The sequence below is a fragment of the Streptomyces sp. NPDC001927 genome (assembly GCF_053594455.1).
Genome location: NZ_JBSFEN010000001.1, coordinates 436,255 through 452,350, shown reverse-complemented (window position 1 = coordinate 452,350; position 16,096 = coordinate 436,255). Strand labels below are relative to the sequence as shown.

The 16,096-nt window shown below is 71.4% G+C and carries 13 protein-coding genes and 1 pseudogene; 3 read left to right on the top strand and 11 right to left on the bottom strand.

Annotation, left to right across the window (positions count from 1 at the left end; all coding sequences use genetic code 11):
• Window positions 1-10: 10 nt before the first annotated feature.
• The 3 genes from ACWCO8_RS01760 to ACWCO8_RS01750 all read left to right on the top strand — a co-directional run bounded on the left by ACWCO8_RS01760 (window position 11) and on the right by ACWCO8_RS01750 (window position 3,708).
• On the top strand, window positions 11-1,027 hold the full coding sequence (locus tag ACWCO8_RS01760; RefSeq protein WP_451030434.1) for a TIGR03842 family LLM class F420-dependent oxidoreductase: 1,017 nt from the start codon (window positions 11-13) through the stop codon (window positions 1,025-1,027).
• A 43-nt stretch (window positions 1,028-1,070) separates the two neighbouring features.
• Window positions 1,071-1,859, top strand: a complete 789-nt coding sequence (locus ACWCO8_RS01755; RefSeq protein WP_451030433.1) for an alpha/beta fold hydrolase — start codon at window positions 1,071-1,073, stop codon at window positions 1,857-1,859.
• 175 nt (window positions 1,860-2,034) lie between these two features.
• On the top strand, window positions 2,035-3,708 hold the full coding sequence (locus tag ACWCO8_RS01750) for a right-handed parallel beta-helix repeat-containing protein (protein ID WP_451030880.1): 1,674 nt from the start codon (window positions 2,035-2,037) through the stop codon (window positions 3,706-3,708).
• A gap of 94 nt (window positions 3,709-3,802) precedes the next feature.
• Here ACWCO8_RS01750 and ACWCO8_RS01745 read toward each other — a convergent pair whose 3' ends face one another.
• The 11 genes and pseudogenes from ACWCO8_RS01745 to ACWCO8_RS01695 form a co-directional block, all read right to left on the bottom strand.
• Window positions 3,803-5,239: a UDP-glucose dehydrogenase family protein gene (locus ACWCO8_RS01745; protein WP_451030432.1), complete on the bottom strand. Its 1,437-nt coding sequence runs from the start codon at window positions 5,237-5,239 to the stop codon at window positions 3,803-3,805.
• Between the two features lie 55 nt (window positions 5,240-5,294).
• Window positions 5,295-6,317, bottom strand: coding sequence for a UDP-glucose 4-epimerase GalE (gene galE, locus ACWCO8_RS01740; RefSeq protein ID WP_451030431.1), 1,023 nt, complete (start codon window positions 6,315-6,317; stop codon window positions 5,295-5,297).
• A gap of 35 nt (window positions 6,318-6,352) precedes the next feature.
• Window positions 6,353-8,242 (bottom strand): glycosyltransferase family 2 protein, encoded by a 1,890-nt coding sequence (locus ACWCO8_RS01735; RefSeq protein ID WP_451030430.1) that lies wholly within the window; start codon window positions 8,240-8,242, stop codon window positions 6,353-6,355.
• 109 nt (window positions 8,243-8,351) lie between these two features.
• On the bottom strand, window positions 8,352-9,437 hold the full coding sequence (locus tag ACWCO8_RS01730; RefSeq protein ID WP_451030429.1) for a UDP-glucuronic acid decarboxylase family protein: 1,086 nt from the start codon (window positions 9,435-9,437) through the stop codon (window positions 8,352-8,354).
• Between the two features lie 373 nt (window positions 9,438-9,810).
• The gene (locus ACWCO8_RS01725; RefSeq protein ID WP_451030428.1) at window positions 9,811-10,689 is read right to left on the bottom strand and encodes a hypothetical protein; all 879 of its coding nucleotides are present in this window, start codon (window positions 10,687-10,689) and stop codon (window positions 9,811-9,813) included.
• Between the two features lie 140 nt (window positions 10,690-10,829).
• On the bottom strand, window positions 10,830-11,561 hold the full coding sequence (locus ACWCO8_RS01720; RefSeq protein ID WP_451030879.1) for an SAM-dependent methyltransferase: 732 nt from the start codon (window positions 11,559-11,561) through the stop codon (window positions 10,830-10,832).
• Window positions 11,562-11,570: 9 nt separating this feature from the next.
• Window positions 11,571-12,770 (bottom strand): annotated as a pseudogene (locus tag ACWCO8_RS01715) (glycosyltransferase); the annotation flags it as partial.
• Window positions 12,771-12,809: 39 nt separating this feature from the next.
• Window positions 12,810-14,027, bottom strand: coding sequence for a glycosyltransferase (locus tag ACWCO8_RS01710; protein WP_451030427.1), 1,218 nt, complete (start codon window positions 14,025-14,027; stop codon window positions 12,810-12,812).
• A gap of 68 nt (window positions 14,028-14,095) precedes the next feature.
• Window positions 14,096-14,473, bottom strand: a complete 378-nt coding sequence (locus tag ACWCO8_RS01705; RefSeq protein WP_362012888.1) for a VOC family protein — start codon at window positions 14,471-14,473, stop codon at window positions 14,096-14,098.
• Window positions 14,470-15,045, bottom strand: coding sequence for a dihydrofolate reductase family protein (locus ACWCO8_RS01700; protein WP_451030426.1), 576 nt, complete (start codon window positions 15,043-15,045; stop codon window positions 14,470-14,472). The genes ACWCO8_RS01705 and ACWCO8_RS01700 overlap by 4 nt, the downstream gene beginning before the upstream one ends.
• Before the next feature lie 39 nt (window positions 15,046-15,084).
• Window positions 15,085-16,086: a GNAT family N-acetyltransferase gene (locus ACWCO8_RS01695; RefSeq protein ID WP_451030425.1), complete on the bottom strand. Its 1,002-nt coding sequence runs from the start codon at window positions 16,084-16,086 to the stop codon at window positions 15,085-15,087.
• Window positions 16,087-16,096 lie beyond the last annotated feature (10 nt).

The following is a 16,096-nucleotide window of genomic DNA, read 5'->3' as shown; positions in this document are numbered from 1 at the left end:
GAACGACGACGTGGACTTCGGACTCGTCCTGCAGACCGACCCGCCCGCCTCGGAGGTCGTCGGCCTGATGCGCCGGGCGGAGCGCAACGGCTTCCGCTATGGCTGGACCTTCGACTCCGCAGTGCTGTGGCAGGAGCCGTTCGTCATCTACAGCCGCATCCTCGAACACACCACCAAGCTCCACGTGGGCCCGATGGTGACGAACCCCGGGACACGGACCTGGGAGGTGACGGCTTCGACCTTCGCCACGCTCAACGACATGTACGGCAACCGGACGGTGTGCGGCATCGGCCGGGGCGACTCGGCGATGCGGGTGGCGGGCCGCAAGCCCAACACCCTGGCCCGCCTCGGCGAGGCCATCGACGTCATCCGCGACCTCGCCGAGGGCCGCGAGGCGGAGGTGGACGGCAACCCGATCCGCCTCCCCTGGGTGGCCGGCGGCAAGCTCCCGGTCTGGATGGCGGCGTACGGCCCGAAGGCCCTCGCCCTCGCCGGGCAGAAGGCCGACGGCTTCATCCTCCAGCTCGCCGACCCGTTCCTGACCGAGTGGATGGTGAAGGCGGTCCGCCAGGCCGCGACCGACGCCGGCCGCGACCCCGACGCCCTCACGATCTGCGTCGCCGCGCCCGCGTACGTCACGGCCGACGACTCGCCCGAGGCCCTGGCCCACGCCCGTGACCAGTGCCGCTGGTTCGGCGGCATGGTCGGCAACCACGTCGCCGATCTGGTCGCCAGGTACGGCGAGCACTCCGGCATGGTCCCGGACGCCCTCACCGCGTACATCAAGGACCGGCACGGCTACGACTACAGCCACCACGGCCGCGCCGGAAACCCCGACACCGAGTTCGTCCCCGACGAGATCGTCGACCGCTTCTGCCTCCTGGGCCCCGCCGAGGCCCACATCGCCAAGCTCCGTCACCTGAAGGACCTCGGCGTCCACCAGTTCGCCGTCTACAACATGCACGACAACCGCGAGTTCACGATCGACGCGTACGGCTCCGAGGTGATCCCCCAGTTCGCTTCGTAGCGGCGGCGCTGAGAAATCCGCGGGGCGGACCTACCCTGAACCCATGGCGAGCGTGCACGTCGATGGGTTGAGGATCGCTTACGACCGCGTGGGCGATGGTCCGCCCGTGGTGTTCCTGCACGGTGCGGCGTCGGACGCCCGCCTCTGGCGGCCGCAGCTCGACGCCCTGGCGGACGCGTTCACGGTCGTGGCGTGGGACGAGCCCGGAGCGGGCCGTTCCGCGGACCTGCCGACGTCCTACGGCCTCCCGGACTACGCCCACTGTCTGGCCGCGGTCGTGGAGTCGTTGCGGCTCGGTCCGGCGCACATCGCCGGTCTGTCCTGGGGCGGCACTCTCGCCCTGGAGTTCTACCGCCGGCACCCGGACCTCGTGAAGACGCTGGTCCTCGCCGACACCTACGCGGGCTGGAAGGGCTCGCTGCCGGCGCGGGAAGTGCGGGCCCGGGTCGAGGGCGCGCGCAGGATGCTGGCCGTACCGCGCGACGAGTTCGATCCGACCCTGCCCGGACTGTTCGCCGGCGAACGGCCCGCCGCGTACGTACCGCTGTTGGACGCGATGGACGCCGCCGTACGCCCGGACACCCTGCGGGCGCAGTTGCTGCTCATGGCCGAGACGGACCAGCGGGATCTCCTGCCCACCGTCGCCGTGCCCACCCTCCTGCTCTGGGGAGAGCGGGACGTGCGCTCGCCGCTCGCCGTCGCACGGCAGTTCCAGGAATCGATCCCGGGCGCCGAGCTGGTCGTGTTCCCCGGCACGGGACACGTCAGCAACCTGGAACGGCCCGAGGAGTTCAACCGGGCCGTGCGCGGCTTCTGCCGCGCCCACTCCTGAGCAGCGCGCCCAATCCTGAGCCCACCGCACAGGCGCCCTCACTCCTGAGCCCACCGCACAGGTGACTCGGATGCCGCGTTGTCGTCGCTGTTTCGTATGCACTGTTTCTGGCAGTCTGGTCCGTTGTGTGCTTTATGTGACGCAGGAACGTTCCTAGGGAGTGCGCTTGAACGCGGTGAAGCGGAGCCGGACGACGGCGACCGCCGCTGGAGTCTCGGCCGCAGTGTTGCTGCTGCTGGCGGGGTGCGACGTGCCTGGGGTCTACCGGCCGGCCCGCCCCGCCACCGGCGGTCCGTACACCTTCTACGTGAGCCCCGAGGGCGACGACGAGAACGACGGCCTCTCGCCGGAGAAGCCCTGGCGGACCCTCGAGCATGCGAACGGCGTGCGCTTCCAGCCGGGCGACCGGCTCCGGCTCGAGGGCGGTGAGCGGTTCCGCGGCGACATCACCCTGGAGAAGGGCGAGGCGGGCAGCTCGACGAAGCCGGTCGTGATCGAGTCGTACGGCACCGGCCGCGCCACGATCGCTCCACGGGGCACGTCCGGCATCACCGTGCACAACACCGGCGGCGTGCAGATCAGGAACGTCTCGCTGGTCGGCGACCGGAAGGCGCTGCGCGAGGCGGGCGGGATCGCCTTCCGCAACAGCCTCCCGGGCGCCCGGCGGCTCGACCACGTCAGGGTCTCGAACGTGGAAGTGAGGGGCTTCCAGAACGGGATCAGCGTCGGCGCGGAGAAGGACGCCGTCGGGGGCTACAGCGACGTGCGGATCTCCGACGCCTCCGTGCATCACAATCTCGAGGGCGGACTCGTCTTCCACGGGCCCGAGTTCGACGAGGATCGCCCTGCCTACGCACACGAGGGGATCCGGATCGAGCGGGTCAAGGCCTACTCCAACATGGGCGACCCGGAAAGCGGCTCGCGCAACACGGGCAGCGGCATCACGCTCGGCAGCGTCCGGGACGCGAAGGTGATGCGCTCCGTGGCCCACGACAACGGCGCGAGGTCCGCCGCCGACGCCCAGGAGGGCCCGGAGGGCATCTGGGCGTACGACTCCACCCAAGTGGTCCTGGAGAACAACAAGTCGTACCGCAACCGCACCGGCTCACGGGTCGACGGCGGCGGATTCGGTCTGGACAACAACGTGTCCTCCTCGGTCATGCAGTACAACCTCGCGTACGGCAACGATGGGCCGGGGTTCCTCGTCTACTCAGGCCAGGCGACCGGCGCCCACAAGAACAACGTCGTCCGGTTCAACATGAGCTGGGACGACGCACGGAAGCTGCCCGAGTACGGAGGCATCGTCGCCTACGGCTCCCGCTTGACGGACTTGGACATCTACCACAACACGGTCGTCATGCGGACCGAGGACCTGGCCTCGGCGGAAGGGCTGAACCGGCCTCCGGCGCTGCGGCTGCGCGACGGCATGCGCGGCGTCCGTGTCCACAGCAACATCTTCGCCACCGACGGCGGCCCCTTGGTCCAGGCTCAGTCGTCGTACCGGCCGGGCACGCTCCGACTCCAGGGCAACGTCTACTACAGCACCGGCCGTTGGTCGCTGGAGTGGGGCACCCGGGGCTTCGCGGCGCTGGACGACTGGCGCACCACGTCCCGCCAGGAATTGCTCGACGGCGAGCCGACCGGCTCCAGCGACGACCCGTGCCTGCGTGCTCTGGTCGCCCCGGTCACCGACGAGGCCGGTCCCAGGAACCTGGTGCCGCGCTGCGAGGACGAGATGTCCGTCGGTCTGGGCCCGGAGGCGTCGGGTGTCGACGTGGGCCCCGTCGACTACTTCGGCAACCGGGTCCCGCAGTCACCGACGGCCGGGGCCGCGCAGACGCTCCGCTGACCGGAGCGGACGCCCATGGCATGGCTCTGCCCCGCGCTCACCGGTCGAGGACCATGAGCGCGGGGCAGAGCCGGTCGGATCCGGACGAGAGACCTCAGGCCCTGTGGGTCGGCAGTGCCTGAGCCATGGCCCCGGCGCGGTCCGGCTCGGAGGCCGGGGACGCGATCGTGGCCCGCAGGGGTTCCTCGGTCCGAGCGGCCCACGGCCCGGCCGACGGCGCGGGGCGGCCCAGCGCCTTGACGGTCCAACCGGCGGCCCGCCACTCGTCGTGCGGGAGCGCGTTCCGCCCGTCGATGAGGACCGGTTCGTGGACCACGCGGGCCAGCTTCACCGGGTCCACCTCGCGGTACTGGCCCCACTCGGTGAGATGCAGGACGATCTCCGCACCCCGGCATGCCGTCTGCAGGTCCGAGCTGCAGTGCAGTTCCGGGTGGGCGCGCCGGGCGTTCGCGGTGCCCTCCGGGTCGTGGACTCGGACGTCGGCACCCTGCCGGTGCAGCGCCATCGCGACGGCCAACGCCGGCGAGTCGCGTACGTCGTCGCTGTTCGGCTTGAACGTGGCTCCCAGGACGGTCACCCGGCGGCGGGTCAGATCGCCGCCGACCATCTGACGGGCGAGCGCGACCGTCCGGGTCCGCTGGCGTTGGTTGATCTCGTCGACCTGGTCGAGGAACTCCACCGCGGGACCGACTCCGAGTTCCCGCGCGCGGGCGGTGAACGCCCGGATGTCCTTGGGCAGGCAGCCTCCGCCGAAGCCCAGACCGGCGTTCAGGAACCGCCGGCCGATCCGGGTGTCGTGACCGAGGGCGTCGGCGAGCGTGACCACGTCCGCGTCCGCGGCGTCGCAGACCTCGGCCATGGCGTTGATGAAGGAGATCTTCGTGGCGAGGAAGGAGTTGGCCGCGACCTTCACCAGCTCGGCCGTGTTCGGGTCGGTGCTGATGTACGGGACTCCCGCCTCCAGCATCGGGGCGTACACCCGGCGCAACGTCGCCTCGGCCTTCCGGCTGGTGACGCCCACGACGAGCCGGTCCGGCCGCAGCGTGTCCTCGACCGCGAAGCCCTCGCGCAGGAACTCGGGATTCCACGCCACGTCCGCCCGCACACCCGGCGGCGTGAGACCCGCGATGCGGCTGGTCAGACGTGCGGTCGTGCCCACCGGGACGGTGGACTTGCCGACCACCAGACACGACGCGGGGAGGTGCGGCGCGAGCCCGTCGACGACGGCGTCCACGTACCGCAGGTCGGCCGCCTGGGAGCCGGCCTGCTGTGGGGTGCCCACGCAGACGAAGTGGACCTCGCCGTGCAGCGCCGCCTCGCGCAGGCTGGTACCGAAGCGCAGGCGTCCGGTGGCGAGTGCCCGGGTCAGGACGTCGTCCAAACCCGGTTCGTAGAAGGGTGGTCTGCCCTCGGCAAGGGCCGTGATCTTCTCGGCGTCGACGTCGACGCCGAGGACATCGTGCCCGATGCTGGCCATGCACGCGGCGTGCACAGCTCCGAGGTATCCCGTACCGATGACGGTCAACCGCATGCGCTGTTCTCCTGTCTGGGTGCGGAGGTGGGGGGAGGGGACGGGGTGGAACAGGTCAGGGTGTGTAGCCGTACGGGTTCTGCTCCTGGAACGTCCACGCGTCGCGGCACATCTCGTCCAGGTCGCGCCGCGCGCTCCAGCCCCAGGCCGCGGCGACCTTCGCCGGATCGGCGACGAGCTCCGCGACATCGCCGGGCCGACGCCCGGTGATCCGGTGCGGGATCGGCCGCCCCGACGCCTTCTCGAAGGCGTGCACGAGCTCCAGGACGGAGGCGCCGCGCCCGGTGCCGAGGTTGAAGACCCGCATGCCGGGCTCGTCGTCGATGTGGTCGAGGGCCACGGCATGCCCCTCGGCGACGTCGACGACGTGGATGTAGTCCCGCACCCCGGTGCCGTCCGGCGTCGGGTAGTCGTCGCCGAAGACGTGCAGCTCGTCGCGGCGGCCCACGGCGATCTGGGAGAGGAACGGCATGATGTTGTTCGGCACACCGCGCGGGTCCTCGCCCAGGAGCCCGGTGGGGTGGGCGCCGGCCGGGTTGAAGTACCGCAGCGCCAACACGCGCAGTTCGGGCACGTGCCGGCACAGGTCCGCGAGGACCTGCTCGCAGGTCCACTTGGTGGTGGCGTACGGGTTGGTCGGCGAGGCCGGGGAGTCCTCGGTCAGCGGGACGGTCGTCGCGTCGCCGTAGATCGAGCAGGAGGACGAGAACACCAGCCGGTGCACTCCGTGGTCGTGCATGGCCGAGACCAGGGCGGTGGTGCCGCCGACGTTGATGTCGTAGTACGTGAGCGGGATCCGCACCGACTCGCCGACGGCCTTCTTCGCGGCGAAGTGGATGACCGCGTCGATCCGGTGGCTCTCGAAGACGGCGTCCAGGGACCGCCGGTCACGCACGTCCGCGATGTGGGTTGCGGCGAAAGGACGCCCCGCGATCTTCACTACGCGTTCGAGGGCCTCGGGGGAGCTGTTGGAGTGGTCGTCGAGGACGACGACCTCGTGGCCGGAGCGGAGGAGCTCGACACAGGTGTGGCTGCCGATGAAACCGGCGCCGCCGGTGACCAGGACCGTTCGGGGCACGGGGGACCTCATTTCTCGTTCGGCCGCGAGGGCCGTCACCAGGCGTAGAAGCCGGCGAGGTAGGTGGGGAAGACGACGACGGCGAGCGCCAGGGGCACCAGGGAGAGCAGCCCGGCCGACAGCGGGGCGGCGGCGGTCCGCAGCGCCCGGTGGCGCCGGACGCCCGCGGCGCGTGCCGTCTCGCCGATGTGCAGCACACCGATCGCGAGCGTCACCGCCGTGTACGAGAAGGCGCCGAGGATGCAGAGGAAGACGTAGCCCACGGCGGGGCCGGTGAACTGGCCGACCACAGCGGCGCTCGACAGGGCCGTGGTGATCAGCAGGTACGGGGCCACGGCGCGCAGCGGAAGCCGCTCGAGACCGTCGCGCTCCTTCGGCGTGACCTTGAAGGTGATCGGACGGGGCCGCAGCTTCTGCATCAGGGCCGCGCCGACGCCCCAGGCGACATACGGCCAGCGGGCGAGACCGAAGAGCCAGATCTCCCAGCTGACCACGGGGGAGTCCTTGGGGCGCAGCAGGCCGCGCCGCCGGCAGAGCAGGGTGAGCAGCATCAGCCAGACGGACATGGTCCAGAAGCGGGCCAGGAACTCGAAGTAGTTGACGTTGATCCACGGGGTGCCGGTGAGCGCCGCGATCGGCGGCAACAGGATGCCGAGCGTGGTCGTCAGGGCGAGCAGCGGGTAGTAGAGGAGCGCGCAGGAGAACCGAAGGCGCAGCTTGCCGGGCATACGGCTCAGGTGGCGCGGCAGCATCCCGAAGAACATCACCGCCAGGCTGCGCGACCACTGGAACTCCTGGGTGATCATCGCGCCGAACGTGATCGGACCGTCGCCGTGTGCCTCCGCGTCGATCGCGAACGCGCCCTGCCATCCGGCCGAGTTGAGCAGGAAGGAGGTCGAGAAGTCCTCGGCGAGCTCGGGGCCGAGGCCGCCGATGTCCCGCAGCGCCCTGGTGCGGACGGCGTAATGGGAGCCGATGCACAGAGGGGCGAGGCCGGCGGAGTAGCCGAGCTGCACGGGGCCGTGGAAGAGGGCCTCGCGCTGAAGCCGACCGCGGGCCGCCCAGGACTGATCGGCGTTGGCGTCACAGACGCTGGGGGCGGCGACGTAGCCGATGGCCGGGTCGGCGAAGGGGCGGACCACCTCGGCGAGGTAGCGGGGGTGCGGCACGTGGTCGCAGTCGAGCTGGGCGACGACGTCGTAGCGCTCGTACCCCCAGTGGTCGTAGAAGAAGGCGAGGTTGCCCTCCTTGCACCGGGTCCGCCGCGGCCAGTCGGCCCGGTGGTAGTCGGCGCGGCCGCGCCGGCACGAGACGCCGACGCCGTGGGCGCGGCACCAGGCGAGGATCTCCTCACTGGGGTCCTCGTCGCACAGCCAGACGTCGTAGGCGTGGGGGAACTCCTGGCCGAGCATCGCGTCCAGGGTCGCCCGGGCGATGTCCCAGTGCTCGGACGGGGCACGGGTGACGACGAACGCGGTGCGCAGGACCGGCACCTCGACGGCCGGGTCGAAGCGCCGCATCCGGATCAGCGCGACCAGGAAGTGCACCGGCAGGTAGGCCAGGTAGAGCAGCAGGGCGCTGTTGACGACGAGACCGAGCCAGCCGATCCGGTGGGACGGCTCGAGCCACCACGTCCAGAACCAGACCAGGCAGGTCGCCCAGCCCAGGGAGAGCAGGGCGACCAGGAAGCGGTCGCCCCGGGAGAACGCCCGCACGAAGCTGTTCGGGCGGGTCTCGAAGTTGTGCCGAGGCATCGCCAGGACGGGTCCGTCCGGGCCGATGGAGGCCACCGAGCCGTTCGAGAGGGCCTTGATCTCGTTCCCCAGCGCTGCCCATTCGTCCGGTGAACCCGGGGCGGGGGCGAGGACGGGGAGATCCTGGGCGGTGCCGGTCCCGAGCGCGGGACCTTGCTCCAACGACGTCATGACAGCGAGTTCTCCGGGCGGTTCGATTCGGGCCGTGGGGCAGGGGAGGGAGCGGGCGTCGGGGGCGCGCCGCGGCCGGGCCGGCGGACCGTTCGGCCGCGGCGCGGAATCAGCTCCCCGACGCGGGCGAGCCGGACGCCACGCCGGTGGCCGCGGCCTGCGGGCCGGGGATCGTCTGCGGCGTGGTGATCATGGTCTTGACCGCGTCTAGCGGGACCGTCTCGCCCTGGCCGCCGCGGATCGCCGCGGCGGACGCGCCGAGCCGGTCCGGGCGGGCGCTGAAGTACGCGACGGTCCGGCGCAGGCCCTCGGTGATGTCGACCTCCGGCTCCCAGCCCAGCACGTCGCGGGCGCGGTCGATCACGGGGCGGCGGCGGACCGGGTCGTCGACCGGCAGCGGGTGGTACTTCACCTCGGAGGACGAGCCGGTCATGGTCAGCACGATCTCGGCGAGCTCGGAGACGGTGCGCTCGACCGGATTGCCGAGGTTGAACGGGCCCATCTCGGACGAGTCGAGGAGCGCGACGAGACCGCGGATCAGGTCGTCAACGTAGCAGAAGCTGCGGGTCTGCTTGCCGTCGCCGTAGATGGTGAGCGGTTCCCCGGTCAGGGCCTGGGTGATGAAGCTGGACACCACACGGCCGTCGTGCGGGCGCATCCGCGGGCCGTAGGTGTTGAAGATCCGTGCGATGCCGACATTGAGGTGGTGCGTGCGGCGGTAAGCGGCGGAGACCGCCTCGGCGTATCGTTTCGCCTCGTCGTAGACGCTGCGCGGGCCGATGGAGTTGACGTTGCCCCAGTACGCCTCCTCCTGCGGGTGGACCAGGGGATCGCCGTAGATCTCGCTCGTCGACGCGAGGATGAAACGGGCGTCGTGGCGCAGCGCCAGACGCAGCGCGTTCTCCGTGCCGCGGCTGCCGACGGCGAGAGTCTCCAGCGGCTGACGCAGGTAGTCGGGTGGGGAGGCGGGGGACGCCAGGTGGGCGACGGCGTCGATGCGGCCCGCGACCTCCATGGACACGCTCACGTCGGCGTGCTGGAAGTCGAAGGCCGGGTTGGACCGGAGATGTGCGATGTTCGCGGGGTCGCCGGTCGAGAAATTGTCCAGGCACACCACTGAGTCGCCGCGCCGCAGGAGCGCCTCGCACAAGTGTGACCCAAGGAAACCACCGCCACCGGTTACGGCAACGCGCATGTGTTTCTCCAGGAATGAGAAGCGGAATGGCCTCACGCCCCGCTTGCACGGACAGGTGAATGGCAGATGACCGGACGAGCCGACAAGCGGAGCGCCCTCGGAAGGTAGGACGAGAATATGGGCATGTGTTGTGATTTTTGCGGAGGCAACTCGAGGGCTGGGCTGTTCGGCGGCGGTCATGTGGGGCAGTGCACCGGGTCACCGCCCAGTTCGGGGCTCATCCCGCTTTCGAACGGCGTAATCCGTCCGGGTCACACGCATGTGTGAGGTCGGGTCGCGTATGCCCGATCGACGACCGGCGCATGCGCACATGTGACCTTGGTGCGTGAGTTCGAAAGGCGCGGCTCCGCCCAGGTGCGTCGCCCGTGCGTGGTCACCGGAACCACCCCACGTACGCGGCCCGCGCCGCGGGGAAGTCCGTCAGGGTGCCGCCGCCCCAGTCGTGGTCGAAGTACGACTGGTACGCGACCTCGCCCCAGGAGAAGTACTCGACCATCCGATCGACGAAGTACGCGTTGTCCCCGCCGCCCGCGAACGCGTCCCCGCGGCGGTACAGACCCCACTCGGAGCACACATTGCGCTTCCCGCGCGCACGGACGAAGGCCACATGTGCGTCGAGGCCCGACTCCTGCGACCGGATCCAGGCCCAGCGGTCGGCCGGGGACACCGTCGCGGCGCCCCACTTGAGGTCGTAGGCGTTCATGCCCAGCCAGTCGACGTACCCGTCCCCCGGGTAGTAGTCGGCGAAGGCGCGCAGCCGCCGTCCTGGCTGCACTCCGAGCGAGCTCGACAGCTCGAACGTGAAGCACGCCCCCGGTGTCGCGCGGAACACGTCGACGACGTGCCGGAACAGAGCCGCGTAGCCGGCTGGGTCGTCCGTCGCCTGCCACGGGCCGATCGCCCGGTTGTTCGGCTCCCAGCCGAGCCGGACGACCGCGTCGCCGTGCCCCGACTCCACCATCGCCCGTGCCGCCCGCCCGTATGCGGCGTCGAACTCGCCCGCCACCCCCCGCGCGAACGCACCGTCGAAACCGTCGACCAGCGGCGGAATGCCGTACACGAACGCCGAGCCCGGGCGTTCGTCCCGCCAGGCGCGCCACGGATCGAGCTGATACCGGCGCATCGTCGCCGGGTCGAACTCCTTCCAACTTCCGTGCGGCAGATAGTCGTTGCCGATCTCGACGGGCCGGCCCAGCAGGCTCTCGTGCCGGACCGTCGCGGCGACGGCCTCGGCGCCGAACCCCTTGTACACGCCGAGCAGCGCGGAGGCGGATCTGTCGACGACACACCTCCCGGGGTGCGGAACGGACTTCGATCCCTGTCAGGATCCCCGAGACCGGCCCGCCGGGCGGGCATCCTCGACGCTGGTGTCCCGCCCCCCGACCCGTGCCCCTATGCCCGGCGCAGGACCAGGCAGAGGAAGCCGAAGCTGTCCCGGTAGCCGTGCAGCCACTGCGAACGCTGGGCGTTCGCCGTCTCCAGGGCCTGGGCGGCGGCCGGGTCGGTGGGGTGGTCCAGGGCCCAGGAGGCCAGGGAGCCCCAGCAGGCCCACTCGTAGGCGTCCAGCTCAGCGCGGGTGCTCACGTGGCCGTGGACGGGGGTCCAGCCGTCGGCGACGACGCGGTCCACCGTGGTCGCCAGGTCCGCGAGGTCGCCGAACATCTCGACCGCCGCCGGCGAAGGGGCACGGTCCCAGAACGACTCGCCGATCAGCACGCGGCCGCCGGGGGCCAGGTGCTCGCGGGCCGCCGCGAGGGTGGGGAGGAGGCCGCCGAAGGCGTGGGCCGCGCCGACGCTGATCACCAGGTCGTACGGGTGTGTCGACGTGAAGTCCGCCGCCTCTTGGCGGTGGAGGGTCAGGCGGTCGTCCACTCCGCGATCGGTCGCCGCCTCGCGGGCCTGGGTCAGAGAGAGTTCGGAGACGTCGACGCCTTCGGCTCGCACGTGCGGGTGGGTCTTCAGGGCGCGCAGGAGCCATTCCGCCGTACCGCAGCCGAGGTCGAGCACGCGCTCGTCGCCCCGAGGGAGGCCGTGTGCGAGCAGACGGGTGACCGAGTCGTCGGCGAGCGGGGACTTTATCGGGTGGTCGGTGTGGGCGATCATGGAGATCTGCTCGCGGCTCATCGCGGCGTGGCCGTCCGTGTCGAGGAGCAGCTTCGCGGCCACCTCCGCGCCGTCCGTGCGGATCGTGGCTGCCGCTTCCTTCGCCCTCGTCTCCGTCTCCGGGGTCAGGGCCGTCCTCAGTGCCGCCGACAGGGATGCGAAGGTCGGGGTCGGGCCGTCGTGGGCCGCGCCGATCCCCAACTCGGCCACGCGCGCGGCCCAGTGCGGCTGGTCGACGAACTGGGGGACCACCACCTGTGGTGCGCCCGCTCGGGCGGCCGTGGTCGTGGTGCCCGCGCCGCCGTGGTGTACGACGGCCGCTACCCGGCGGAACAGAGCCTGGTGGTTGACGTCGCCGACCGCGAAGCAGTCGTCCGCGTCGTCCACCAGACCCAGGTCTGCCCAGCCGCGGGAGACGAGTACGCGTCGGCCCTGCGCGCGGGCCGCCTCGACGGTCGTCCGGGCGATGTCCGTGGCCGTGCTCATGGGCATGCTGCCGAAGCCGACGTACACCGGTGGCGTGCCGGCGTCCAGGAACGCCTCCAGGTCCGCGGACAGGGGGCGTTCGTCGGGCAGGATCCACGCGCCGGTCTGTACGAGGTCGAGGTTGGTCAGGTGCTGCCACGGGCCGAGGACCGGGTCGACCGCCAGCCACGGCCGTTCGGTGAAGACGTGGTCGCGGACGTTTGCCACCGGTGCGAGGCCGATCGCCGCGCGGTGGGTGTTGAGGGGTTGGAGGTAGAGGGCGTCGACCTTCTCGGCGTCGAAGTCCCACAGGGCCTGGTTGTCGGTCATGTCGGCAGGAGGCGGCGGGCCGGGCCGCCCCGAAGGGAGGTAGTGCGCGGAGGGCATCTCGAACGGGTGGAAGCCCACGTACACGTACCGGATGCCCAGCCTCTCGGCCACCGAGCGCGCGCCGGCCGGCATCAGACCGCTCGCCACCAGCACGTCACAGCCCTCGGCCGCCTTGCCGACCGTGTCGAAGTGCGCGGCGACCAACTCGGCCGCGAACGCGGCCGCGTCCGACGGCGGAGCCCCCGTCCGCAGCGCCCGTACGTCCCGCCCGAAGGGCACCAGCTCCGCGCCGACACCGGCAAGGAGCTCCGCGAACTCCTCGTCCGGCGGCGCGCACACGCGCACCTCCGCGCCGAGGGTCCGCAACTGCGCCGCCAACCCCGCCAGCGGCACGATGTCGCCGCGGGATCCGTACGCCATCAACAGCACACGCATGTCGTGTTGCTCAATTCTGTCCGTAGTGGGGGGAGTTCTTCAGCCGACGGTGTCGAGGAGCAGCCGTGCCGCCCGCATCGCACCGTCGGTGTGGACCCTGGCGGCCACGGCCTTCGCCCGTGCCTCCGTCTCTGGGTCCAGGGCCGTCCTCAGCGCCGCCGACAAGGACTCGAACGTCGGGGTCGGGCCGTCGTGCGCCGCGCCGATGCCCAGGTCGGCCACGCGGGCGGCCCAGTACGGCTGGTCCGCCAGCTGGGGCACCACCGCCTGCGGAGCGCCCGCCCGGGCGGCCGTCGTCGTCGTACCCGCACCGCCGTGGTGCACGACGGCGGCCACACGGCCGAACAACCGCTGGTGGTTGACCTCACCGACGGCGAAGCAGTCGTCCCGGTCGTCGATCAGGCCCAGTTCCGCCCAGCCGCGCCCGACGAGCACCCGACGGCCCTGCGCGCGGACCGCCTCGATGGCCACCCGGGCCGCCTCCTCACCCGCACGTACGGCCATGCTGCCGAACCCGACGTACACCGGCGGCGCGCCGGCCTCCAGGAAGGCCACCAGGTCCGCCGGGAGCGGCCGCTCGTCGGGCAGCGTCCACGCGCCGGTCTGTACGACGTCGAGGTCCGGCGTCTCCAGCCACGGGTCGAGCACCGGGTCCGTCGCCAGCCACGGCCGGTCGCCGAAGCCGTAGTCGCGGACGTTGCGCACCGGGGGCAGGCCGATCGACGCCCGGTTGGTGTTCAGCGCCTCACCGAACAGCGCGTCGATGCTCTGCGCGTCCAGCTCCCACAGGGCCCGGTTGTCGGTCACCTCCGGCGGGAACGGCCGCCCGGGGTAGGCAAGCGGCGGGCGGTGCGGCGACGGCAGCGTCAACTGCTGGAAGATCGCGGACACATAGCCGATGCCCAGCTTCTCGGCCACCGACCGCGCCCCGGCGATGGCCGGCATCGCACCCGTCGCCATCAGGACGTCGCATCCCTCGGCCGCCGCGGGCATCACCCGCATCTGACTGGCGATCAGTTCAGCCGCGCGCTGCGGCAGATTGGCCTTCGACGGCGGCGGAGCCGCGGTCGTCAGCGCGCGCGCCGACTGCCCGACACCCACCACGGACACGCCCACCCCGGCGAGCCGCTCCGTGAAGTCCTCGTCCGGCGGCGCGCACACCCGCACCTCCGCACCGAGTTCCCTCAGCCGGACCGCGAGCCCCACCAGCGGCTCGACGTCCCCACGCGACCCATACGTCGACAACAGCACTCGCACTTCGTGAATCTCCTGCTTCTGTGGTTTCTTACTCGGATTCCGTGGATTCTGTGGCTGTGACCCCGTGGTCACGCCGCCCATTCGACGAGCTGGACGACGACGCCGTTCGGGTCGGTCATCTGGAACAGCCGCTCGCCCCACGGCTCTTCACGCAGCGGCATGGTGATGGGGGCGCCCGCCGCGCGCAGCCGGGCCTCCTCCGCCGCGAGGTCGGTGACGGTGAGCGCCAGGATCAGACCGGCCGCGCGCTGGTCGCGCTGCTCGGGCGGGAGGACCTCCGTACCAGCGCGGAGCAGGACGACATCGACGGCGGCGTCCCCGCGGGTCAGGGACGCGAATCCGTCGTCGGCCATGGCCACCTCGTAGCCGAGGTGGGTGCACAGGAACGCGCGGGAGGCGTCCACGTCGGCGACGGTCAGGGAGAGGGTGGAGGAGGAGACGTTCATGACTGCACCTTCGCGAAGTGAGTGAGGGAGAAACCGGAGTTGAAAGATCGCGTGCCGACCGGCGCGAACCTCGTCGGAGTGAACGGGCCGTCGAACAGGGGGATGCCGGAGCCGAGGAAGATCGGGTGGCGCTTGATGATCAGTTCGTCGATCTCGTCGCGCAGGACGGCCGCCAGCTTGCCGCCGCCGCACAGCCAGATGTCCAGGCCGCCGTCCTGCTCCTTGAGCTCTCGGACGAGCGCGACCGGGTCGTCGACGACGGTCACCGCCGGATCGGGGCTGACGAGCGTGCGGGAGACGACGTACTGCGTCAGGTGGGCGTACGGGCTGGTGAGCCCGGCCTTCAGGCCCGGGTCGTAGGTCGCGCGGCCCATGATGACGGTGTCGAACCGCTGGGCGGGCCGGTCGGCGACGCCGAACGGCGCACGTGCGGGCGTGGGCATGGTCTCGGGGAAGTCCGCCAGGATCGCCGCCGCTTCCTCCCCGTCGAAGGGGAGGAAGTCGTACTGGCCCTCGGGTCCTGCGATGAAGCCGTCGAGGGTGGCGGAGATGTAGTAGATCAGCTTGCGCAAGTGCTTCTCGTTTCTAGGTGGGTGTGGGTGTGGATACGGTCAGGTCGTGGGCACGTCGAGCTGGAACTCGCGCGTACGGCGGTAGGCGTGGAACCCCAGCCGGTCGTTGACCGCCAGCATGTGGACGTTGTCGTCGGCGTTGTCCGTCTCGATCTCGACGACGTCGGGGTGCTCGGCGCCCAGCCGGCGCACCATGGCGGCCTTGACCCACAACCCGAGCCCGTGGCCGCGGTGTTCGGGAACCACCGCCGTGTCGTACTGCTGGGCGCGCGGCCCGGCGCCCTGCGGGAGCAGGATCTCGGTGTAGCCGGCCATGGTGCCGTCGTCGTGGACGGCCGCGAGGGTCAGCAGCGAATCCCCGCGATCAGCTACCACCTTGGCCATGGCGCGGACGCGGTCCGCGTCCCAGGCCACGCTGCCGTAGTCCAGGTCACCGACGGGCATGTCGTTCATGGCGTTCTTGGCCGCGGCGAAGGCGTCGGCGAGGCCGTCGGGAACCGTTCCGGTCCAGCCGGTCAGCCGGTAGCCGGGGTGCTCGGCATCGGCGTACCGGAGCAGGTCGGCCCGGGCGGGCTCGTCGAGGCGCAGCGTGAGGTGGTTCAGGGTCAGGGCGCGGCGGAAGCCCCGCCGTGCGCCGAAGGCTTCGCCCGGGCCGTCGGCCGGGGCCGTCGTGATCAGGCTGCGCCGGTTCTCGGTGCGGCAGGCCGCCACGACCGCCTCCAGCAGGAGGGAGCCGGTTCCCAGGCGGCGGTGCGCGGGGTCGACGTGGAGTTCCAGTTCGGCCAGGTGATCCTGACCGGGGGAGGTGAACACCCGCAGGGCGGCGACGCCGACCGGGGCGCCGTCCGCGTCCGTGGCCAGCCAGGTGAGCCGGTGGCTGCCCAGGGCGGGCCCGGTGAGCTGGGCGTGGATCTGTCCGGGGTCGGGGGTCGGCTCTCCGGGCAGGTCGTGGGCCATCGAGGCCACGACGACCTGGTGCCAGGCGAGGGCCTCGGCGGCCGAAACGCTGTGGAGCTGGTTGATCTGTATCGATGTGGGCAAGGTGATGGTT